22 protein-coding genes are annotated in these 22,339 nt (G+C 54.5%); all 22 read right to left on the minus strand.

Features of this window, described 5'->3' with window-relative positions:
* Positions 1 to 63 precede the first annotated feature (63 nt).
* The 22 genes from ACMWLG_RS12000 to pbpC all read right to left on the minus strand — a co-directional run bounded on the left by ACMWLG_RS12000 (position 64) and on the right by pbpC (position 22,338).
* Positions 64 to 675: a hypothetical protein gene (locus ACMWLG_RS12000; RefSeq protein WP_045620591.1), complete on the minus strand. Its 612-nt coding sequence runs from the start codon at positions 673 to 675 to the stop codon at positions 64 to 66.
* 508 nt (positions 676 to 1,183) lie between these two features.
* A complete protein-coding gene (locus tag ACMWLG_RS12005; RefSeq protein ID WP_045620590.1) occupies positions 1,184 to 1,495 on the minus strand; it encodes a PerC family transcriptional regulator in 312 nt (103 codons plus the stop codon).
* An 11-nt stretch (positions 1,496 to 1,506) separates the two neighbouring features.
* The gene (locus ACMWLG_RS12010; protein ID WP_045620588.1) at positions 1,507 to 1,968 is read right to left on the minus strand and encodes a single-stranded DNA-binding protein; all 462 of its coding nucleotides are present in this window, start codon (positions 1,966 to 1,968) and stop codon (positions 1,507 to 1,509) included.
* Positions 1,969 to 2,348: 380 nt separating this feature from the next.
* Complete coding sequence (locus tag ACMWLG_RS12015) at positions 2,349 to 5,120, minus strand: TOPRIM and DUF927 domain-containing protein (protein ID WP_045620586.1); 2,772 nt, start codon at positions 5,118 to 5,120, stop codon at positions 2,349 to 2,351.
* Between the two features lie 12 nt (positions 5,121 to 5,132).
* Entirely contained in the window at positions 5,133 to 5,729 is a 597-nt protein-coding gene (locus ACMWLG_RS12020; protein ID WP_045620585.1) for a hypothetical protein, read from the minus strand.
* Positions 5,726 to 5,920: a hypothetical protein gene (locus ACMWLG_RS12025; RefSeq protein WP_045620583.1), complete on the minus strand. Its 195-nt coding sequence runs from the start codon at positions 5,918 to 5,920 to the stop codon at positions 5,726 to 5,728. Before ACMWLG_RS12025 ends, ACMWLG_RS12020 begins: the two co-directional genes overlap by 4 nt.
* Complete coding sequence (locus ACMWLG_RS12030; protein ID WP_045620581.1) at positions 5,917 to 6,180, minus strand: hypothetical protein; 264 nt, start codon at positions 6,178 to 6,180, stop codon at positions 5,917 to 5,919. Before ACMWLG_RS12030 ends, ACMWLG_RS12025 begins: the two co-directional genes overlap by 4 nt.
* Entirely contained in the window at positions 6,177 to 6,857 is a 681-nt protein-coding gene (locus tag ACMWLG_RS12035) for a host cell division inhibitor Icd-like protein (RefSeq protein WP_233424033.1), read from the minus strand. Before ACMWLG_RS12035 ends, ACMWLG_RS12030 begins: the two co-directional genes overlap by 4 nt.
* Positions 6,850 to 7,692 carry an antA/AntB antirepressor family protein gene (locus ACMWLG_RS12040; protein WP_045620579.1) on the minus strand — a complete coding sequence of 281 codons (843 nt, stop codon included), beginning with the start codon at positions 7,690 to 7,692 and terminating at the stop codon, positions 6,850 to 6,852. The genes ACMWLG_RS12035 and ACMWLG_RS12040 overlap by 8 nt, the downstream gene beginning before the upstream one ends.
* A 13-nt stretch (positions 7,693 to 7,705) precedes the next feature.
* A complete protein-coding gene (locus ACMWLG_RS12045; protein WP_045620578.1) occupies positions 7,706 to 8,140 on the minus strand; it encodes a hypothetical protein in 435 nt (144 codons plus the stop codon).
* Positions 8,140 to 8,358, minus strand: a complete 219-nt coding sequence (locus ACMWLG_RS12050; RefSeq protein ID WP_045620576.1) for a helix-turn-helix transcriptional regulator — start codon at positions 8,356 to 8,358, stop codon at positions 8,140 to 8,142. The genes ACMWLG_RS12045 and ACMWLG_RS12050 overlap by 1 nt, the downstream gene beginning before the upstream one ends.
* A 109-nt stretch (positions 8,359 to 8,467) precedes the next feature.
* Complete coding sequence (locus ACMWLG_RS12055; RefSeq protein WP_032653020.1) at positions 8,468 to 9,388, minus strand: hypothetical protein; 921 nt, start codon at positions 9,386 to 9,388, stop codon at positions 8,468 to 8,470.
* The gene (locus tag ACMWLG_RS12060; RefSeq protein WP_032653022.1) at positions 9,385 to 10,644 is read right to left on the minus strand and encodes a tyrosine-type recombinase/integrase; all 1,260 of its coding nucleotides are present in this window, start codon (positions 10,642 to 10,644) and stop codon (positions 9,385 to 9,387) included. Before ACMWLG_RS12060 ends, ACMWLG_RS12055 begins: the two co-directional genes overlap by 4 nt.
* Positions 10,645 to 10,871: 227 nt before the next feature.
* Positions 10,872 to 12,347 carry a ribosome biogenesis GTPase Der gene (gene der / locus ACMWLG_RS12065; protein WP_045399786.1) on the minus strand — a complete coding sequence of 492 codons (1,476 nt, stop codon included), beginning with the start codon at positions 12,345 to 12,347 and terminating at the stop codon, positions 10,872 to 10,874.
* Between the two features lie 112 nt (positions 12,348 to 12,459).
* The gene (bamB, locus tag ACMWLG_RS12070; protein ID WP_045620574.1) at positions 12,460 to 13,638 is read right to left on the minus strand and encodes an outer membrane protein assembly factor BamB; all 1,179 of its coding nucleotides are present in this window, start codon (positions 13,636 to 13,638) and stop codon (positions 12,460 to 12,462) included.
* A gap of 10 nt (positions 13,639 to 13,648) precedes the next feature.
* Positions 13,649 to 14,269: a YfgM family protein gene (locus tag ACMWLG_RS12075; RefSeq protein WP_023308812.1), complete on the minus strand. Its 621-nt coding sequence runs from the start codon at positions 14,267 to 14,269 to the stop codon at positions 13,649 to 13,651.
* Between the two features lie 13 nt (positions 14,270 to 14,282).
* Positions 14,283 to 15,557 carry a histidine--tRNA ligase gene (hisS, locus tag ACMWLG_RS12080; RefSeq protein WP_045399646.1) on the minus strand — a complete coding sequence of 425 codons (1,275 nt, stop codon included), beginning with the start codon at positions 15,555 to 15,557 and terminating at the stop codon, positions 14,283 to 14,285.
* Between the two features lie 80 nt (positions 15,558 to 15,637).
* A complete protein-coding gene (gene ispG, locus ACMWLG_RS12085; RefSeq protein WP_023308814.1) occupies positions 15,638 to 16,756 on the minus strand; it encodes a flavodoxin-dependent (E)-4-hydroxy-3-methylbut-2-enyl-diphosphate synthase in 1,119 nt (372 codons plus the stop codon).
* A 26-nt stretch (positions 16,757 to 16,782) separates the two neighbouring features.
* Positions 16,783 to 17,796, minus strand: a complete 1,014-nt coding sequence (rodZ, locus tag ACMWLG_RS12090) for a cytoskeleton protein RodZ (protein ID WP_023308815.1) — start codon at positions 17,794 to 17,796, stop codon at positions 16,783 to 16,785.
* 293 nt (positions 17,797 to 18,089) lie between these two features.
* On the minus strand, positions 18,090 to 19,256 hold the full coding sequence (locus ACMWLG_RS12095) for a bifunctional tRNA (adenosine(37)-C2)-methyltransferase TrmG/ribosomal RNA large subunit methyltransferase RlmN (protein ID WP_014171168.1): 1,167 nt from the start codon (positions 19,254 to 19,256) through the stop codon (positions 18,090 to 18,092).
* 169 nt (positions 19,257 to 19,425) lie between these two features.
* A complete protein-coding gene (gene ndk, locus ACMWLG_RS12100; protein ID WP_003860625.1) occupies positions 19,426 to 19,857 on the minus strand; it encodes a nucleoside-diphosphate kinase in 432 nt (143 codons plus the stop codon).
* 156 nt (positions 19,858 to 20,013) lie between these two features.
* A complete protein-coding gene (pbpC, locus tag ACMWLG_RS12105) occupies positions 20,014 to 22,338 on the minus strand; it encodes a peptidoglycan glycosyltransferase PbpC (RefSeq protein ID WP_045620572.1) in 2,325 nt (774 codons plus the stop codon).
* Between the last annotated feature and the right edge of the window lies 1 nt (position 22,339).

Here is a 22,339-nt window from a genome sequence, read left to right on the forward strand (position 1 = left end):
AGCTCCTGCTATGGTGGGTAACTGGCTGATTTTACATAATTATGTCAGAAAACCAGAATATCGCTACAACTCCAGCCCTATAGCTCGCGCCGCTTTCCCCGCCTTACGCTCAATCACGCCCGTGATTCTATCTACTACCGGACTGAATGCCTGCCAGTAAGCCACCTCCATTGCTAACAACTCTGCCCGCTTCCTGTCAAACGTAGCCCAGCGCATCCCCTTTGGCTTCGGGAACATGCGAATGTCATTAAACAGATTATTGGTAAGGTCATTGTTGCCCCATATCGCGCATCGCTGCTGGCGTATCTTCATTCGCATCCTGTCCAGTCTGTCGGCGCTCTGGCTTTTATAGTGGAGTTTCCAGCATCCCCGGCAGCCAATATCTTTTTTGCCGATATACAGCTTCGCTACCCGCTTTATGCAGTGGGGACAGACGTACCATTCCCGCACACCATACCCGGCTTGTGTGGTCGTGGTTCTGATTGCCCGTGTAACGCCGTTGATTGTCATGGCGTAGCTGTCGGCTTGCCGGAAGGTATACAACGTTCCGCTTTCGGTCTGGGTATAAAGCTGCGTACCCGGTTCAGCATCCGCCAGCCTGCTACGCATGTTCGCAAGGAATGGCAACCCTATACGGGGCAGGTCGGTGGTATAGCTGCGCGTTCTGCCTCTCACTGGCTGGCCTCCTGCGAATTACTGCGAATCAAACTGCGAATGCGCAAAAATGAATACGAAATAATATGCGTATTTTACTGTAAATTGCGCACCAGTTTTGCAATTTCACATCAATAAAGCCAGTAACTGCGCTGGTTGAGGATGGTTTGCGCATTGGTATCCGTTTCGTTTTGCGCAGATTTTTTGTGAACTGCGCAATTCGCAATTTACTGCGCAATATTCGGGTTTCGTATTTGGAGGATTTTTCACTTTGCGTACTGCGTTCGACTGTAGAAACCCAGCGATAATGCGGCTTACCCGCTGGTACGCAACTGCGAATGGGTTTCGTATCACGCAGTTTTGCCGCGTACCTGACTGCGTACTGCGAACCAGTGGCGCGAACCAGAATATTTTGGACAATCTAAATCACATTCTGGCTTCCAGCCCGCAACTGGCGCGGGTTTAGCGCTACGAGGGTTTAAGATCCGTCCAGGACAGTCCAGGATTTACATCCGTTCTGGTGCGAACGTTACTGCGAACCATCGCCCCCGCTGGTGGGCTGTCGTTGCTTCTTGCCGCCATTTAACCGGAAGGCATTACCGTTCGGTTGCGCTATCCCCATGCGGTGCTGAGTTTCGGTGACAGCTTTATGCAGGTCGCCAAAGTCCTCAACCTTCACGGGCGGTCGCTTCACGTTATCCAGACACATATCACGGCGCTGCTTTACCCATTCCCTACCATCGTCCTCAGCACAAATCATCATGACTTCCTGCCAGCGTGTAGCTGCCCTGCGATACAGCCCCTTTGCTTCCAGTTCCTCGGCTTTCCTGTCGTTTACCATGCTTCTCTCCCTCAGAATTGCGCTTCATCGTCGAATGGCTGGCGCTGGTCAAAATCATCAGGGGTGTTATATATTTCCCATCCCGGCGCGGGTTGCGTGGTATGGCCTTTGTTGACTTCATTTTTGCTAGCTGACGCGCCACGCTTTCCGCCCGGCCTTGCTGTCCTCGCACTGATCACGCTGTCGGCTACTACCTGATACCCCTGCTGCGTTCCTCCATCCTTGCCCGTCCACTGATTGACCTGCATTGTTCCGGCAACACTGACTAAATCGCCTTTAACGTGTTCTGCCAGTGCGTCGGCCTGTTTGCCGAATGCCACCACGCCCAGCCAGAAAGTAACCTCTCCGCCCTCTACTGCATGGCAGGGGAGTGCCACCGCTAAACGCCCCATTGCCATGCTGGTTCCGCTGTTCGTCGTTCTGGTCTGGGGATCTGCCACCAGCCGCCCGTATGCTGATATCTGTGCTGTCATTGTTACCTCGATTATTAGTTTTGCTAATGAAGATTACCCGGCACTGTCTTATTGTGGGACACCTGCTGATTTTTTTCATAGTAAGCAAAAATAGTGTTGTCTCTGTTGTCTTTGTTGTCTCACGGCGCTACAGGCCGCGCCACGTCTGGATTTTGCCGAGACAACATTGATGATTTTGTGTTGTCTCACGCAGGGTAAATGTTGTCTCACTGCCAGCCAGGCAAAAAATCACACTTTCACTATGTTGTCTCAAAACAGCTAAATGTTGTCTCGCTGTTGTCTCAGAAAATGAAATAAAAACCTTATAAATCAATCAAATTTACAAACTGAGACAACAAAGACAACTGAGACAACACTAAAACTACGCATGTGAAAAAAGATCACTCCTCTGGCTGGCTGCTATCCTCTGCCATGAAGTTGAGCACATAAACGCGGATTTGCCTGCCATCCTCGCGCACACGTCCCTGATAACCTCTGCCGCTGGTCGGCGGGGTGAGCATCCCGACGCGTTTAAGTACCTCGGCAAACTGTTTGGCATTGAATCCCCGTGCGATCTCCTGCTCGAAGGTCGCCGGGAAGGTGTAAAAAATTATCGGGTCGCTGTCGTGGTTCCCCTTCTTCCTGTACCCAGCTAAATCACGGATCGGTAAATCACGGGGGTCATAACCCAGCGGCGCGTAGCGGCTCAGGCCATGAGCATTCAAAAACGCCTCCGTCTGCTCAATTATCTGCTGGTGCTCTTTGTTGCCCGTGCCGAACTCGCGCAGCCAGGCATTGTAGCTGTGCTGTATCGCATCACGGCACGTCTGATCGTCCCATCCGGTAACAACCTCACCCAGCAATAAAGCCGCCTCCAGAATGGCAAAACGTGCGGCCACGCGGTGTACCTGCTCGCCATAGTCAGCAGGAATAAGGCTGCGCCAGCGGGTTTCACAGTCACGAACGGTATCAATGGCCTGCTGCTGGTGGTCTGCCAGCCACCCGATCCACTCCCGCCCGGCAGCGCCGTGATGGTGCTGGTAAGCGTCTTTCAGCGCGTCGGCGTGCTGTTTGCCGTTCTGGTGGTCGTGGAAGCGCACCGCCTTACTCAGCGGGATATTCAGCAGGCGCACCAGTTGCCCGGCTTTGGTCTTGCGTCCGGCGGTGGCGATGAAGGTTTCCAAGTCCATTTCCCCGGTACTGATCGCCACGGTGCGCCAGCGTTTTAAATCCCGGTTTCCCCCTTCCTTCGCCCCCTGCAATTTCCCAACGCCATTAAACAGGGCATAGGCAGACTGTGACACGCTTACCGGGTCTGCCCCCTGTCCGACTTCATCCAGTGGCATCAGCCCGTCATTATGTGCGGCGGCTTCGTTCGCCAGCCCCAGCGCCGTGCCGTACCACGTCAGGCGTAGCAAGTCCGGGTTGCCGTATAAGCTGCTGGCGACGTTCGCTGTGGTGGTCTTACCCGCGCTCGACTGTTCATAGAAGTGAATGCCGAATCCGTCAGCGCCAGCCAGCCCGATTAACGGTGCTGCCAGTGCGGCGGCAATGCCTGTCATCATCGAGTAGTTACCGTATGCCAGACGCGCAACACTCTTACGCCAGCTCTCTGAGGTTCCCGCCACGGTGTACCCGGCAACGGCAGAACTGCGACCACTGAATAAAACGGGTTGCGCAGGTGCGCCGATTATCTCCCCGTCCGGCATGATGTATGCCCCGCACTGCCAGCCAGTAGCGTGAGCAACACGCCACAATTCACGTGAGCCGCTACGCTGTAGCCAGTCAGCCAGAATCGCCCGCAAGCTGCTTTTGGTGGTGACGTTAACCCCGCCCGCTTTCAGGGTGCGCCAGCCTTCGCGCTCCCCGATATCAGCCAGGGGGATAGCCGCTGTTGTCGGTATGCCTGCGCCAAAGGCCAGCCAGCGTAATATCAGATACTGATCCTTGTCGTCCCACCCGGTGCCGATAACGTCCATCGGTGAGGCCAGCCAGCTTTCATTGTTGATAATCTCGCCGCTTTCCTTGTCCACTTTAGGCGTGATCCAGTAAACGCCATCTTTGCGGCTCTCAATGCGGGGTTTTAGCGGGTCTTTCTCTGGCTGGCCAGTTTTACCGCCCTCAATGGCCTGTAGTTGTGGTTTCACGCATTCCCCCTGCGGCTGGTACATCGAATCGTTAAACGCAGCCGTAGCGACTTCCAGCCCGTGTTGCTGGTGGTAGTCGTTCCAGTCAGCTTTGCTGTCAGTCGGTGGCAGCGATACCCAGCCAGCCACGGATAAAGCTGCTTTCTCTGCGGCCTCCTTCCCGATGTTGGTGGCTCCGGTTTCGGAGGCTGCTGTAGGGTGGTCGTTATCTGCGGCGATAATAATTTGCGACTGCGGGTGTTTCCGGCGCATTACTCCGGCAACGTGGATCAGGTTCCCGGCGTCAATTGCCGCCACTGTGAGCGCGTCAGGGCGCATCAGGTGAACGGACAGGGCGGTAGCCAGCCCCTCGGCAATTAAAACGCTCTGCGGCGATTCTTCCGCGTTTACGGCATGGTATGCCCCGCGCTTTGCTGAACCTGTCAGGAGGCGCTTTTCTCCCTGTGGGGTGATGGTCTGTGCGGCTGCCACTGCGCCGGACTCATCCACCAGCTCAAGCAGGACTGAACCATCAGGCAATAGCGGGAAAGTGAACCCGTCCAGCCCCTTAGCCATCAGATATTCAGATTCGCCCTGTGTGACGCTCTGGCGCTTTTCTGCATACAGGCTGGCAAACGTAGCCCGGCGCTGCCCTGCGCTTTCTGCGGCCTGTTTCTGGCGCTCCTGCTCGCGCTGCTGGCGCTCAGACTCCATTTGCTCCCGCCTCCGGCTGGCTGCTGTCGGGTCGGTTTCCGCTGCCCGGTAATCAATACCCAGCACATCAGCGGCAAGGTGCGCCGCCTCCGTGGTGTCGCAGTTGTTAACCCGCTTGATTAAATCCAGCCCGTCGCCCGCGCCGCACTGGTTGCAGATAAAGCTGCCGCGCCCGTTATCATCGAACCGGAAGCGATCCGTACCGCCACATGCAGGGCAGGGGGCATGGCGGCGTGATGAATCAGGCACGTCGATAGACAGGCCAGCCAGCACATAAGGCCAGTTGCCAGCGGCGGCGGTGGTCACTTCGCGGATAAGGTCGATATTACGCATTGTGTCGCTCCCTCAGTGCGCCGCTGGCATTTCAGGCCAGCCGTTTTCATCCAGATCAGCAATGAAGTGATCGTGTAGCTCTGCCAGCGTTTCACGTCCGAACGGGGTAAGCTCGCCGCGCTCCGTATCCAGCATGGCCTGATAAAACACAATGGCTTTTTCCGTACCCTGTTCGACGCCGTATCGCTCAATCATTGCGCCCTCGATGTTGTTCGCCATCGCAAGACGTTCCGCGAACGGATAAACCGGAAGTGCCGCTTTGCCATTGGAGTAAATCGCTACCTGCGATGATGTGCCGTCAGACTCAGTAACGGAGGTTGTGCCGTTCTCGCGCTTCATTTCAGCAACGAAACAGGCCGCAATCAGCCAGCGCCACATAGTGACGTTATGCTGCGTGGTAAAGTCGAACCAGCCACGCGCCCCGCCATCAGCAACGGCAAAATGAATGGCGTAGCCGATATCTGGCGTATCGTCGTACTCTCCCGCATCCAGACGGCTTACAGCGCTCTCATAGGTGATAATGGCTACATGCTCATATATCCCGGCATCATTGCGTGTCATGATGTTCACGCCGTCCGGTGTGGCCTCTGCGCGGTGTAATATGTTCATGCTGCTAACTCCTGTTGTTTCTCACGCTGCTGAACAGCGGTGACTGCTCCCATACTCCATCCGTTGCCATGCGCTTCGTCCCTCATACACTGAACGGCAATATCGGGTGTCTCGGCCTCGCCGTACCATGTGACCGGAATCGGCGCACCAGCGCCATCAAAGCAGGTGGCAATAACGCGGAAATTGCTCATGCGCTGGCCTCCGCATCAATTCTGGCTATATCGACAATCGTCAGGACTTTACTCAACCAGCAATACACGATAGCGGCCTGTTCATCGTTTAGGTGAGTGGCTAAATCGGTCATAACGTGAGCCAGCCCATTACGGGCACGGGTCATACGTTCTGCTGTTCGGTCTGCCAGCGTAAAATCATCCGGGTAATCCTGCTCGCGGGATAACATCGCTTCGGCTTCAAGCTCGGACGGATGGCGGTATAAAGCGTTAATGTTCATGCTGCCACCTCCAGACGGATACGGCCTGCAAAGAAACAGACGTGATCCCGTGCCAACGTGCGGCGGGCTTCGCGCTCAGTTTCAGCAGCAATGTGATAGATTTTGGCGGTAATTGTCGGCATATCGCGGCGAACGGCTGCGATTAACCAGATGAAATGCGGATTTTGGGTAGGGGTAGTAGCCATGATGGCAGCCTCTATACAGTGAATTTTGAATTCACCACCAAGAGACGCCAATCTCAGACTGGTGGTGAGCTGAACAAGGTTGGCGTAACCGGCCTGTATAGACACCGGCCTTCCTTTCGGAAGCCTCATCCAGCCCACCATAATTTGGGTGCGCAGGAATTTTGCCGACAAAAAAACACGCTTAGTGCGTGTCGGCACTATACAGGTTATCGGGACGCCAATCCCGACACCAGATTTTGCTGGTGCGCTATAACCATAAACCGGGTTGGCGATAGTCGGCAAGCCCTTTTTTATGGACTCCAGAAACTCACCTTCGCGCACGCGCGTACTGGTCTCGAAACTCTCCTCGTCACCACGACGAGAAAATGAGGAGCAGGCATTAGCTGGCACTGTTATGCCAGCTTTACCCTCATGCGTGTGCGCGATCCCGCGCAAGGTACACATCAGGCCAGCCAGGGGAAAGGCTTTATTCTGGACGGCGGCATTAAGCATGATTAGCCCCCAGATGTTTAGCTAACCAGCGCTGAGAGAGGCGGATTAGCTCGGCTTTACGCTGGTCATATCCCATACCCATATCAATCAGCGTAATGTTGGTACTCTCCAGGTAGGTGAGGTGTTCCAGTTGCCCGGCGTTCATGCTGTCGCGTGGTTCGCCAGTAATGCTATTCGCCTGCGCCCACTGCTTCGCCGTCATGCCACCCAAAACAATGCGGGCGATCATGTTGCTCTCGTTGCTGTAGTGGCGAGCCTGCGTCTGTTTACCCTGTTCTGCGCGGGCGCTTTCCAGCGCTACGCACATCGGTTTAAACAGGTTGGCGGCACCGATACGGGCTTTGAGCTGGCGGCGATACTGAGCGGCAATCTCTGGCACGCTGCGCTGTAGGGCTTCTTCACACTGAATAAAGTAACGGCGAACGGCGCGACCTTGTTCGTTTCGCTCAACCATTGCCAGTTCTTTAGCCATTCCCAGAGAAAGGCCATAATCTTTACTGCGACGGTCGCCGCCACGCTTTGTCACCCATTCGGGGCTACCCTGTTCAAAATTTGAACTTTGATTCCTGAAATCTGAGGAATCAAAAACCACGTAATCAGCACTCAGGCTAAAGCCATATTCATCAATGCGTAGTTTGATCCAGGTTGAAAAGTCGTTACCTACTCCGAGCGCTTTATGCAGTGCCTTAGCGCTAACAATACTGGCCTCACGCCCGCCAATTTGACCGGAAATAACGGTAACAATCGCGGCAAAGTCATTATTGCTATGTTCACCCTGGCAAGTGTTGGATTGTGGGGCGGCCTCCGAATGGAATCGGCTTTTTTCGATAGTCATGTTTTCGGCTCCGTTATGCGGCGTTAAACGCGTCCGGGTAGAGGTTCAGAATGTCGGTAATATCCTGCTGAGATAACCCGTGATGTTCATTAATGGCGGCGTTATGGTTCACAAGCTGGATCACCTTGAGAACATCGCCACGGCAGGAAAAGCGGTAGCGCAGGTGTGCGCCGATACCATCCGGGTTTTTCTCGTCGATACGCTCCAGTTGAATATCAAGCTGGCGCTCCAGTTCAGACGCATAATTACGCCCGGATGAAAGACGGCAGTAGCGCAGAATATCATTTTCTGTCCATCCCTCTACGCCAGTGCGCAGCATATAGACTCGGGCGCGGTGTTTCTTTGGGGTTCGCTTAGGTACTTGTACCGGGCTGGTGGTCGGCGTAATATCAGACGTGCGAATATCTGAGTTAGCCGCCTGCTGTACGGGGCGGTTTTTCTTTTTCATTACGCCACCTTCCCGCGACGTTCTGCCAGCCAGTTATTAATCTCTACCGCATCAAAGGCGGTCACGTTATCGGTGAGCTTCACCGGGCGCGGCAGCGTGCCGTTCTTAACCCAGCGGTCAATGGTTGGCATGGAAACACCAAGAAGTTCCGGCATACGGAAACGACGGATGTATCCAGTAGTGGGAAGTGCTGATTGTGCTGCTTGATGGGCTGTCATATGTCCCGTAACTCCTATGATAGCTGGTGTTACGGGCATTTAAGGCAAAAAAGACCCTGCTGTGAATTACACTAAATTTAATATCATGATGCTAATTTTTAGTATCTGACTACTTGGGCTTTCCTGCTGTAGTGCGATCCATGGGCTTGCGATTCATATCTGAGATTATTTTTTTTAGATAGTCGATAGACGGCTCGGAATAACCTGCACCAACAGATAGCCAATGATTTATTGTTGCGTTAGCCCAAGCATCATTTGTGTCTATACCGTTAATATTTTTACATTCATCAGGAAAGGTATTGCGTGTGTATATAAGAGCCATCAGACAGTTCTCTCTATTCTGACTAAATCTTTTAGTATTCCCATGCTCTTGTATTTCGTTCACTGTATTAACAGTGTTTTTTAGAGGGGAATGATATCTTGGGGTTATAGCTGTGCAATTATCTATACAATCTCTAACACGCAGAAACCAACCCCTTGAAATGTAAATACTATCAAGAGTGATCACTTCTTCATCTTGACGCATTATTTCTGTCTTTATTTCTTCAGGGTTGCTGAAAATATCGCTAGGTAAATCAAATTTGTGAGCTTCTCCTAAAAGGATTGACTCAACGGTATCTGAATTGTCGTAATCAACACAATCATGCGAAGCGGTAAGTAACGGGCCAATCTTTGAAGATCCATAACGTAATACTCCATTTATTGTGCCACTGTTAAGATGCCAAATCCCAGATGCTAAGCCAGTGTTATACCTAACTCCGTGGAGTTCTTTTTCTTGACCGTCATAGAGCACTGGGTCGATAAGATAAAAGTGTGAGTTTTTGAGGCAATTAGTATCTTGTATTACTTTATCTTGTGCCCAGGCTTCCTTATTGATAAATCCGGCCAAAACGCAAGGTATACCATCTAAGATCACACCTAAGTGAATTGCTCCAGATGCCCCCATAAGCAATAAGTCATTGGTTTCAATTTCCAGTAACTCTGAGGCTCTGACGATATGGAAATAAGTGTTTGGAGGAATTTTTTTCATTTACTCATCCATTTTTTAATTGAAGTGACGTTGTAATCTTCGCCATGTTCCAGCGCTACCAGCAAATCACACCACAACGTGAGCGCTGCTTTTCGCTCATCGAAATACTGGTGACGGTTATAGATACCCTCCACGCCTTTAATTTTGTGGTTCAGGCATCGCTCAGCTATCACGGGGTCAATCCCCAGCGCTGCCATTTGAGTACGCATCGTGCGGCGCAGATCGTGAATACTGAATGGCTCAACGTCCGGCATTTCTTTCAGGACGGCGGGCATAACCATATTCAGGGTGGCGCGGCTGACATGCGATGTCGTTCTGGCTCGTCTGGCTGGAATTAGCCAGCGGCTGTCTCCGGCAAAGAGCCTGATTTCTTCGATCCACTCGATTACCGGCTGCGGTAGGGGAATGTCGATATCATCCCCATTCTTTGCACGGGTTCCCGGCAGGTGCCAGACGGCATTTTTCAAATCAAACTCATCCCATTCTGCGGCGCATAGCTCCATCTTTCTGACGCCCAGCGCAAGAATGATTTTAAAAGTAAGCTCGTTTTCCCTGCTTATCCCGCGCCCACGGCGTAGCGCTTTAAAGAACTGGATTAATTCATCGCGTGATAAGGCGCGTTTTCGCCCCTGCTCCTTGCCCCCGGCATCCTTCGAGCCAAAGGATATAGCGGGGTTCACCTCAATCATTCCGCGCACCACAGCGTAATCAAACAGGCGCTTTAACATTCTCAATACATCATTAGCGACTGTGGGAGATCCGCGCTGTAGTACGTCCTGCAAAATGCTATCAATATGACGCGGGCGCACGTCCTCGACGTTCATCTTGCCAATTAGCGCCACGATGTTTTTTTGTAGGCTGCTGCGGAAAAGGTCAGGGTGTTTGTAATTTGGTTCTATCTGGCGGGTGTAATACTCAGCGGCAAGCGCCGAAACGTTAATGGCGTTCTTCTCAGCCTCGATCTTTGCCATAGCATCGGCTTTTCGCTGCTGCTTCTCTGCGGCCACGTCATAACCCAGCGCAACGCGTGCGGAAAGCTCCCTTGCTATTTCCCTTGCTTTAGACAAAGGGAAGTCAGAGTAAGAGCCAATCAGCATAGTTCTGGACTTACCAGCCATTTGATAGCGGTAGCGCCAAAAAGGGGTTTTATCCTCTTTACGAAACCTCAGATACAGCCCGTCACCGTCTGCACGTCCCTCGAATCTTTCCCCGCTCTTAACCCAAGCGCGAATTTGCATATCTGTAAGTTTTGGCATGTGCGAATACCCGTTAAACCAGTTTATTTAGTCATGGGTACAACGTAATTTGCCCCAAAAACTACCCAAGACGTACCCAAAACAGCGATAACCCATGCAGGGTACAACCTTGTGTACAACATTATCATGCACTCTGGTGCGTCGTTATGATAGCCCCTGATAACAAAAAAGCCCGGCATATGCGGGCTTTATGGATTTCGTGCTGGTGGGTGAATCGTCCTGATAGCTTATTTGCTTTTCTTAATGTGTTTGATCAGGCGCTTACGCTTACGCATCTGGTTTGGCGTCAGGGTGTTGCGCTTGTTGGCGAACGGGTTTTCCCCTTCCTTAAACTGGATACGGATAGGCGTGCCCATCACGTCCAGCGATTTACGGAAGTAGTTCATCAGGTAGCGCTTGTAGGAGTCCGGCAGGTCTTTCACCTGGTTGCCGTGGATCACCACGATTGGCGGGTTATAACCACCGGCGTGGGCGTATTTCAGCTTCACGCGACGACCGCGCACCAGCGGCGGCTGATGGTCTTCCGCAGCCATATTCATGATACGGGTCAGCATGGCGGTGCTCTGACGACGGGTGGAGCTGTCGTAAGCTTCACGCACGGATTCGAACAGGTTACCCACGCCGCTGCCGTGCAGCGCAGAGATAAAGTGTACGCGTGCAAAGTCGATAAAGCCCAGACGGAAGTCGAGGGTCTCTTTCACCTGCTCACGCACTTCGTTGCTCAGGCCATCCCATTTGTTGACCACGATAACCAGTGAGCGCCCACTATTGAGGATAAAGCCGAGCAGAGAGAGGTCCTGATCGGAGATACCCTCGCGTGCGTCGATGACGAGCAGCACTACGTTAGCATCTTCGATCGCCTGCAGGGTTTTGATAACGGAGAATTTCTCCACCACATCGGTGATTTTCCCGCGCTTACGCACCCCGGCGGTGTCGATGAGGACATATTCACGCTCATCGCGCTGCATCGGGATGTAGATGCTGTCGCGGGTGGTGCCCGGCATGTCGTAAACAACCACGCGCTCTTCGCCCAGAATACGGTTAGTAAGTGTAGACTTACCTACGTTTGGACGACCGACGATAGCCAGCTTGATCGGCAGATCCTGCGGGTTGAAGTCGTCTTCAGGCTCTTCTTCTTCGCCCTCTTCTCCGTCTTCAAACTGCGCCCAGTATTCAGCGTCTTCGTCCACCTCTTCCGGCGGGTTCACTTCGTCAACCCACGGCAGCAGAACGGTTTCCAGCAGGCTGGTGACGCCACGGCCATGCGATGCCGCGATAGGATAGATCTCACCCAGGCCCAGAGACCAGAAATCCGCGACGGCCTGATCGGCATCAATGCCGTCGGTTTTGTTCGCCACCAGGAAGGTTGGTTTTTCGCGTGAACGCAGGTGTTTAGCTATAGCGGAGTCCGCCGGCATCAGGCCAGCGCGTGCATCCACCATGAACAGCACCACGTCCGCTTCTTCAATCGCCAGCAGCGACTGTTCCGCCATGCGGGTTTCCACGCCGTCTTCCGTGCCGTCAATACCACCGGTATCAATACAGATGAACTCGCGTCCTTCCACCTCTGCACGACCGTACTTACGGTCACGCGTCAGCCCCGGGAAATCCGCAACCAGCGCATCACGGGTGCGTGTTAAACGGTTAAAAAGAGTGGATTTTCCAACGTTAGGGCGCCCGACAAGCGCGACCACAGGTACCATGTTTGAAGCCTCATAAAATTCAAAATAACGTCGCTTTCGCGGCGTTTTTAAAAATGTCAAAACGGCTCCTGAGTGAACAGGAGCCGTTTAGTATACTACAACCGCCGGGTAATTAACGCGTGATCGCGTACAGCGTGCCGTCTTTTGCCTGAATCAGCAGTTTGCCGTCGGCCACAACCGGGTCGGTCAGGAAACCAGAGCTGTCGACTTTTTGCTGCGCAACAAAGCGGCCGTTATCCGGATCGATCCAGTGCATATACCCTTCGCTGTCGCCGACAACCAGGCTACCGTTGTACAGCGCCGGTGCGGTCAGGAGACGGTGCAGCAGGTCGCTTTGCGTCCACAGCGTTACGCCGCCTTCGGTGCTCAGGGCCAGCAGACGGTCGTTCTGGTCAACCATATAAATACGGTTACCCTCTACGATGAAATCGTTCACCGAGCCCAGCTCACGTTTCCACATGATCTGGCCGCTGCGCAGATCCAGCGCGGTCAGGTTGCCGTTATAGGCCAGCGCGTAAACCACACCGTTAACGATAACCGGCGTCGTGTCTACGTCGCTCAGACGGTCAATTTCCGTTGAGCCAGTGGCCTGAGAGATACGCTGCTGCCAGATCATCTGGCCCTGCTGCATCAGCACGGCGCTCACGCGACCGTTATCACCGCCCACAATGGCAGCACCAAATGCGGTAGCCGGCGCGGATTCGCCGCGCAGAGAGAGCGCAGGCATATCCAGGTTAACGGTCCATTTCACCAGACCGTCCGCTTCGTTCAGCGCCTGCAGCTGGCCGTTGCTGGTATGAATCAGCACCAGGCCGTCGCTTACTACCGGACGCGACAGGGATTCACCCGCCACGGTTGTTTGCCAGGCAATGGAGCCGTCGCTGCTGTTCAGGGCATAAACCTGCGCTTTTTCGCTACCCACGTAGACGTGGCCACCGGCAACGGTCAGGCCGCCAGAGAGCAGTGCAGATTTACGGGAGAACCAGCCGTCTTTTTCCGCCAGGTTAACGGACCATACTTCTTTCCCGTCATCGGCGTTCACCGCTTTCACGGTACCTTTGCGGTCAGCGGCATAGACAACGCTGTCTGCATACGCAGGATGAAGGTTGGAATAGAAATCACCAATCCCATTGCCCACGGAGACATCCCACGCGGTGGATGGGGTAAACTGGTTTTCAACCGTCGGCAGTGGGGACATTTTCACAACGTCTTCTTCGCCACTGAACAGTGAACAACCACTCAATAACGTAACAGAAAGCAGTCCTGGCAGAAGTAATTTACGCAATTGCATCGGGTCCCTCTCAGACGGACAAATTATTTATTTTCATCTGCATCATTTCGCTCAGCGCAGGTGAAGCATTGCTCTCTACGCCAGCTTGCCACGCTTTACGCGCGCCAGCTTTGTCACCTTTGCTCAGCAGTGCTTCACCGCGCAGATCGGCAACGATGGCAGCAAAACCTTCGCCTTTGATGGTATCGAGCGTTTTCAGCGCATCGTCAGCTTTTTTCTGCTGAACCTGAATACGTGCCAGGCGCAGATTGATCACCGCTTTCAGGTTCTCATCGCTGGCCGCAGCAAGGCTCTGCGAGAGCTGTGCAGCGGCTTTATCCAGTTCGTTCTTATCAACGTACTGCTGAGCCACTTCCAGCGCAGCCAGTGCACCGTAGGTGTTTTTGTTGTCAGCCGCAAATTTTTCTGCCGCAGCCAGCGTTTGCGGCTGATCGGCACGAATTGCGCTCACGGTATTTTCATAGGACAGGGACGCGCCACGCGCGGAATCTGCCTGATGATTGTTCCAGTAACGCCAGCCCACCAGCGCACCGATACCTAAAATAACCCCAACAACCAGCGCTTTGCCGTTTTCAACAAAGAAGCGCTTAATCGCGTCGACCTGATCGTGTTCGTTCTCGTAAATTTCCACGCAGTCCTTCTCCTTAGCCCAATAGAGTGCGCAAGTGCGCCGCAACGCCGTCCTGCGTTACCGTTGTCTGCTCACCAGAGCGCAGGTCTTTCACCACCACTTCACCGTTAGCCACTTCGGACTCGCCCAGCACCAGTGCAATACTTGCGCCCCACTTATCGGCACGAGCAAACTGTTTTTTGAAGTTGCCGCCGCCATGGTTGGTCATCAGCTTAACGTCCGGCAGCGCATCGCGCACGCGTTCGGCAAGCTGCATCGCCGCAGACTGCGTTTCCGCGCCTGAAGCCACCAGGTATATATCGACAACGGAATCTGCTTTAAATTCCGGATTAACTGCCTGAACCAGCAAAACAAGTCGCTCAAGGCCCATTGCGAAGCCAACAGCAGGGGCTGCGCGACCGCCAAGTTGCTCAACCAGACCGTCATAACGGCCGCCCGCACATACGGTACCCTGAGAACCGAGGCTGGTGGTCACCCACTCAAACACGGTGCGGTTGTAGTAGTCCAGACCGCGCACCAGGCGCTGATTCACGGTATAGGCGATGCCTGCCGCTTCAAGCAGCTTGCACAGGCCCGCGAAGTGTTCGCGAGATTCTACATCCAGGTAGTCACCCAGAGCAGGCGCATCGTTCAGCAGTGCCTGAACATCCGCGTTTTTGGAATCCAGAACGCGCAGCGGGTTGCTGTACATGCGACGTTTGCAGTCTTCGTCCAGCTTCTCTTTATGCTGTTCCAGGAACGCTACCAGCGCATCGCGGTAGTTAGCGCGAGCTTCCAGAGAACCGATAGAGTTCAGCTCAAGGGAAACGTGATCGGCGATACCGAGCGCGCGCCACCAGCGGGCGGTCAGCATAATCAGTTCGGCGTCAATGTCCGGACCCTGCAGGCCAAAGACTTCCACACCCAGCTGATTGAACTGACGATAACGACCTTTCTGAGGACGTTCGTGGCGGAACATCGGGCCGATATACCACAGGCGCTGCTCCTGATTGTACAGAAGACCATGTTCGATGCCGGCGCGTACGCAGCCCGCCGTACCTTCCGGACGCAGGGTCAGGCTGTCGCCGTTGCGGTCCTCAAAGGTGTACATCTCTTTTTCAACCACGTCGGTGACTTCACCGATCGCGCGTTTGAATAACGGGGTCTGCTCTACAATCGGCAAACGGATTTCGCTGTAACCGTAGCTGCCGAGCACCTGCTTCAGTGTGCCTTCAATGCGCTGCCAGATGGCGGTTTCGCCAGGCAGATAATCGTTCATGCCGCGGATGGCTTGAATGTTTTTTGCCACGTTTATTCTCTTTCTATATACAAAAAAAACCCAAAGAATGGGTTCAATCATACATGGGAAGCGGCACGCTTCCCATCACGTTATTTTTCAACCTGCTGAACGCTGATACGCTGTGTTTCGTCCATCATGGCGGCTTTGGCGCGGATGCGGGCTTCAAGCTGGTCGATCATGTCGCTATTATCCAGACGATCTTTACGAACGCCATCTTCATAGAGACCACTTTTCTTGTTACCGCCGGTCACGCCCAGGGTTGACACCAGCGCTTCACCCGGACCGTTTACCACGCAGCCGATGATGGAGACGTCCATCGGGGTGATAATGTCTTCCAGACGCTGCTCCAGGGCATTCACCGTCCCGATCACATCAAACTCCTGACGTGAGCAGGTTGGGCAGGCAATGAAGTTGATCCCACGCGCGCGAATGCGCAGTGACTTCAGGATATCGAAACCGACTTTGATCTCTTCGACCGGATCGGCCGCCAGCGAGACGCGCAGGGTGTCACCGATCCCTTCGGAGAGCAGCAGCCCCAGACCGATCGCAGATTTTACAGAGCCGCTGCGCAGGCCGCCCGCTTCGGTGATCCCGAGGTGCAGAGGCTGGTCGATCTGTTTTGCCAGCAGACGATAAGACTCTACCGCCAGGAACACGTCGGACGCTTTTACGCTGACTTTGAACTGATCGAAGTTAAGACGATCGAGATGATCGACATGACGCATCGCGGATTCGAGCAGCGCCTGTGGCGTCGGCTCGCCGTATTTTTCCTGCAGGTCTTTTTCCAGGGAACCGGCGTTAACGCCGATACGGATAGGAATATTTTTATCGCGGGCGCAGTCCACGACCATGCGGATACGCTCTTCGTTACCGATGTTGCCCGGGTTAATGCGCAGGCAATCGACGCCGTATTCGGCCACTTTCAGCGCGATGCGGTAGTCGAAGTGAATATCAGCCACCAGCGGAACGCTGACCTGCTGTTTGATCAGTTTGAACGCCTCAGCGGCATCCATGGTCGGGACGGAGACGCGAACAATGTCCGCGCCTACACGTTCTAATGCTTTGATTTGATTGACCGTCGCTTCTACATCGGTAGTGCGCGTGTTGGTCATCGACTGAACGGCGATAGGTGCCCCATCGCCGATTGGCACATTCCCAACGTAAATCCGTTTCGATTTTCTACGTTGAATCGGAGCCTGGTTATGCATGAAAAATCTCCCGCGTTGCCCGTCTGTTACTGTGCTGCTGATTGTTCGGCATTAACGGTAAGACGTGCAACCTGGTTAGTTCTGATAAAGCGGCTCAGGTCGACAGGTTTTCCTTGATACTGGATCTGTACCGCTGCCGGAGCGCCGATTTTAAGTTTATAGGGAGCCTGGCCGGTTAGGTTTAACGTGCCATCTTTACGCTGCAGGCCGCTGAACAGTTTTTTACCTGTCGCGTCAGTCACTTCCAGCCAGCAGTCGGCGCTGAAGTTCATCACCAGCGCGTTGGGATCGGCTGCTGTCGCCGTACCCGCCGGGCTGGTTGGCAGAGTCGCTGCGCTATTGTCCGCAGGCTGAGCAGCCGCAGGCGCGTTCGCCGCAGTATCAACATTAGCCTGAGAAGGGGCAACAACCGCGTTTTGATCCTGAGCCTGCGGTGCAGCGGTGTTAGCCGTTGCTGCCGGAGCCTGTACAGCATCGGTCGCCGACGCGTCTGGCGCTGCGGTCTGTGGCTCGCTTGAGGAAGCTGCGCCGTCGGTATTCAGCGGCACGTTCTGGGCATTCTCACTTCCGGCCTGGTTGAGTTCGGCGGAGGATTGATCGGCCATGGTGGTGATCTCTTCCTGCTGGGCCTTGTGGTTTTGCCACCACCATGCGCCGGTCAGACCGATCACCACAAACAGCACCAGCCAGGTAAAGCTCATCAGCCAGCCATCGCGTTTTTTACGACGTTTCCCCAGGGAGAAAGTCTGCATCGGCGCAACTTTTGCTGCACGGACCGGTGCCTGCTTCTCCATCATTGGCAGTAATTCGTTTTCGGGGATATGCACCAGTTTTGCGTAAGAGCGGATATAACCGCGCAAGAACGTTGAAGCCAGATCGGCAGGTGCCTTATCTTCTTCAATATCGCGAACCGTGGAAACCTTCAGGCACAAGCGTTCCGCAACGGCTTGCTGGCTGAGTCCGAGTTGTTCACGGGCGTTGCGAAGACGAACGCCAGTGGAGAGTGCTTCATGTTGGTCGTGAGTGGCTTCAGTATTCATTCGCTACAACTACTGGTACGTGAAAAATAAGGGTTCAGGTGCCGGTGAGTCACAATGCCACCCGCACCGCGAAACTTCTGGTCAGTTAACCTTGAACAGAGAGTATAAGACTGTCAGCCCGGAGATGACAGTACAGCCCTGCCCGTACGGCTAAACTGTTGTTACGTCGTTACATACTGCCCGAAAGTCGGATGAAACGCACCGTAATTATTGTTCAGTCATCACGAATCTGACTGATTATTCAGTAAGAGTATGCTTCACGGCGCAGATAATGCGCCGTGAGTGCATAATAATCAAACAGCTTTAACCGCGATCGTCTCGCCCTGCATGCGTTTACGCAGGGTACGTTTGGTACGGTCAATAACGTCACCTGCTAGCTGTCCGCATGCTGCATCAATGTCATCACCACGGGTTTTACGCACGATGGTGGTGAAACCATACTCCATCAGCACCTTGGAGAAACGGTCGATACGGCTGTTTGAGCTTCGGCCATACGGCGCGCCCGGGAACGGGTTCCATGGGATCAGGTTGATTTTGCATGGCGTATCTTTCAGCAGTTCAGCCAGCTGATGCGCATGTTCGGTACCGTCGTTGACGTGGTCAAGCATCACGTACTCGATGGTAACGCGGCCCTGGTTGGCGTTGGATTTCTCCAGATAGCGACGCACCGCAGCGAGGAAGGTTTCGATATTGTACTTTTTGTTGATCGGCACAATTTCGTCACGAATTTCGTCGTTTGGTGCATGCAGGGAGATCGCCAGGGCAACGTCAATCATGTCGCCCAGCTTGTCCAGCGCAGGCACAACGCCAGAGGTAGACAGCGTGACGCGACGCTTGGACAGACCAAAACCGAAGTCATCCAGCATGATTTCCATCGCCGGAACGACGTTGGTCAGGTTCAGCAACGGCTCACCCATCCCCATCATCACCACGTTGGTGATAGGACGCGTACCGGTTACTTTTGCCGCACCGACGATTTTCGCGGCACGCCAGACCTGGCCGATAATTTCTGACACGCGCAGGTTACGGTTAAAGCCTTGCTGCGCGGTAGAGCAGAATTTGCACTCCAGCGCACAGCCAACCTGAGAGGAGACACACAGCGTGGCGCGGTCTTCTTCCGGGATGTAGACGGTCTCAACGCGCTGATCGCCTACCGCAATCGCCCATTTGATGGTGCCATCCGCCGAGCGCTGCTCTTCCACCACTTCCGGTGCGCGGATTTCAGCCACTTCCTTAAGCTTGTTGCGCAGGACCTTGTTGATGTCAGTCATGTCATCAAAATTGTCGCTGCAGTAATGGTACATCCACTTCATGACCTGATCGGCACGAAACGGCTTTTCGCCCATCTCTTTAAAGAACTCGCGCATCTGCTGACGGTTCAGATCCAGCAGGTTGATTTTTCCATTTTTATTGGGAACCGCAGGAATGGCGACTTCGGAGGTATTCACTAATTCAGACATAATATTTTCCGGCCTCGTTGTTACACGTTATGGCCCATGGAGGGTTGAATAGAAACGCCCCGGAAAGCAGTCTGCTCGTCCGGGGCGTTGCATTGTACAAAGTCTGGCGCAGGGATGCCACGTCTGGACGCGGCATTTACGAAAATAATGTGTAAACGAAACCGTTAAATTAACGGGTGCGTGGACACACTTCGCCTTCTGCGAAGAAGAAAGCGATTTCGCGTGCAGCAGATTCAACAGAGTCAGAACCGTGGGTACCGTTCTCGGTGAAGCTGTCTGCGTAGTCAGCGCGCAGAGTACCTGCCAGCGCGTTGTCCGGGTTGGTTGCGCCCAGCAGGTCACGGTGACGCTGTACTGCGTTTTCGCCTTCCAGCACGGATACCACGATTGGACCGGAGGTCATGAACTCAACCAGGCCGTCAAAGAATGGGCGACCTTCGTGCTCAGCGTAGAAACCGCGAGCCTGCTCAACGGTCAGGTGCAGCATTTTAGTGCCAACAATTTTGAACCCTGCTGATTCAAAGCGAGCGAAGATGCTGCCAATAACGTTTTTTGCCACCGCGTTTGGTTTGATGATGGAAAAAGTACGTTCAATAGCCATGATAACCTCTGTCAATGTTCTGTTGTTTTGCATACCTGAGTATGGTGTGGCGCGGATTATAATGAGCAATAGCGCCATTGCCTATGGATTCAGGTAACATTTTTTTAAAATAAGACGAGTTTTAGCAACAGCTCACATCTGAAAGCTGTTTTCAAATCACTGCAGCGTAAAATTCACCGTCGCGACCTGCCCGGTCTCATCCATAACGAGTAACTGATAATCGCCCGATTTATCAAGCAGTAATGTGTAAACTCTTCCCTTCACATTCAGCGGTTCACCGTTCAAAAACCACCAACGCTCACCGCTATTACCGGTCGCCTGAAGCGGCAGCGAAACGCGGGATTCCCCTGGAAGACGTTTGATGACGGCCCCTTCGCGCACGCCTGTCAGGATGAGTGGCGCAGGTGCGTCCTGCGACAGCGGAGGACAGGTGGCTGATGAAGGAGGGACCCGTACCGCGCGACGTTCGGTCGCCGGCAGCCAAGGCTCCAGCGGCAGCGGCCAGACATCAAGGACTTTTTCAGTTGCATCAGGGCAATCTGCCGCCACGCGTTTACCCGTTTTATCCAGCCAGACCGGGAAACGAATGCCGCGTATCCCTTCCTGTTCGGGCAATAGCAGCGTGGGCGGTTCACTCCCTTCCAGCAGCCAGGTCGACAGGCGACGCCGACAGTTTTCACTCCCTTCCGGCAGCGACTGGCCGCCCGGCCAGCAGATCACGCCCCGCCCGACGTTCTCCGGACGCGGGTCGCGCGGCAGGCGGGCCTCGTCTACCGATGAGCGTGACTGAAGCAGGTTATTTACCTGATTTAAGAGTGGAACCGCGCTGGCGAAACCAAACTGCCCCGCTACGGGCGTGCCGTCCGGTCGTCCTGTCCAGATGCCTATTACGTAATGGGCATTCAGACCAATCGCCCAGGCATCACGGTAGCCGTAGCTGGTGCCGGTTTTCCACGCCAGCGGCGCGATTTGCGGTAGCGCATTATCCGGCAGCGGCTGCGCCTCGTTCGCCAGAATACGGCGAATAATCCACGCCGAGCCTTGCGAAAGCAGCGGACGGTCAATGAGCGGATCGCCCGGCCGTAAACGCAGCCTTCCCGCCTTACCGTGTCGGGCAAAGGCGCTGTAGGCCGCTGTGATATCCGCCAGCCGGGCGCCTGCCCCGCCGAGGATCAGGGACAGATTCGGCTGCGCCCCCGCGGGCAGGATCAGCGGCAATCCCGCGTTGCTCAGCATCCCGGCAAAACGTTTTGGCCCGTAGGCTTCCAGTACCTGTACCGCGGGCAGGTTGAGGGAGCGCACCAGCGCTTCACTCATGCTGACCGGTCCGTGGAACCCACTGTCAAAATTCCCGGGGCGATAATCACCGGTTTTTCTGGGAACGTCCTGGAGCAGCGAGGCGGGATGGATCAGGCCATCGTCCAGCGCCATACCGTAAATAAAGGGCTTTAACACCGATCCCGGGGATCGGATCGCATTGACCATATCCACGTGGCTGAAACGCGTGTCATCGTTAATATCCACCGAGCCGACCCAGCCGCGCACTTTCATATCCGTATGATCCACGACGATCATCGCCAGCGAGCTACGTGCCGGCAGGCGAGATTTCCAGTTCATCGCCAGCTCTTCCAGCTGCCGCTGTAGCCCGGCATCCAGCGTGGTGACAATTTTAGTGTCGCGGCTTTTGCCTAGCATCATGCGTGCAAAGAGCGGCGCCAGCTGCGGCATCTGCCGGGGCGCCAGCCATACCGATTCCTCCCATGATTCTTTGACCTGCTTCGCGGACCAGACGCCCTGCGTGACCATGCGGTCTAGCACTTTGTTGCGCGCCGCCTCGGCCCGTTCAGGCCAGCGGTCCGGACGCAAGCGGCTGGGTGCCTGCGGCAGTACCGCCAGCAGCGCCGCTTCGGAATAGCTGAGCTGCGACGGCGGTTTGCCAAGATAGGTCCAGCTTGCCGCTCCGACGCCCTGCAGCGTGCCGCCAAACGGAGCGCGGTTGAGATAGAGGGTGAGAATGTCTCGCTTGGAAAGATGCCACTCCAGCTGCATCGCCCGCCAGAGCTGACGAACTTTGCCGCCAAAGGTGCGCGGATGTGGGTCCAGCAGGCGTGCCACCTGCATTGTGAGCGTGCTTCCGCCAGAGACGACTTTGCCAGAACTGAGATCCTGCCAGGCAGCGCGCAGGACAGAAAGCGGGTTTACGCCAGGGTGATCCCAGAACCAGCGATCTTCATACTGGATCAGCGCCTCAAGGTAGCGGGGAGAGACCTCTTCAAGGGTAACCGGGTAGCGCCAGATACCGTCGCTATCGGCAAAACGCCAGAGCGGCGTGCCCTTCTCATCCACCACCACCCGGGCGGGGTTAACCTCTTTCAGAGGCAACGGCCACAGGCGGTCGGCGGCGACAATCAGCCCCCATAAAACGAGAAGCGCTCCCGCCAGCCATAGCCAGCGGGAGCGTGTAAGACGTGCCATTCGCATA

This window comes from Enterobacter sp. 01-M-02-SI-ECC (assembly GCF_047530595.1).
Classification (GTDB): Bacteria; Pseudomonadota; Gammaproteobacteria; order Enterobacterales; family Enterobacteriaceae; genus Enterobacter; species Enterobacter cloacae_M.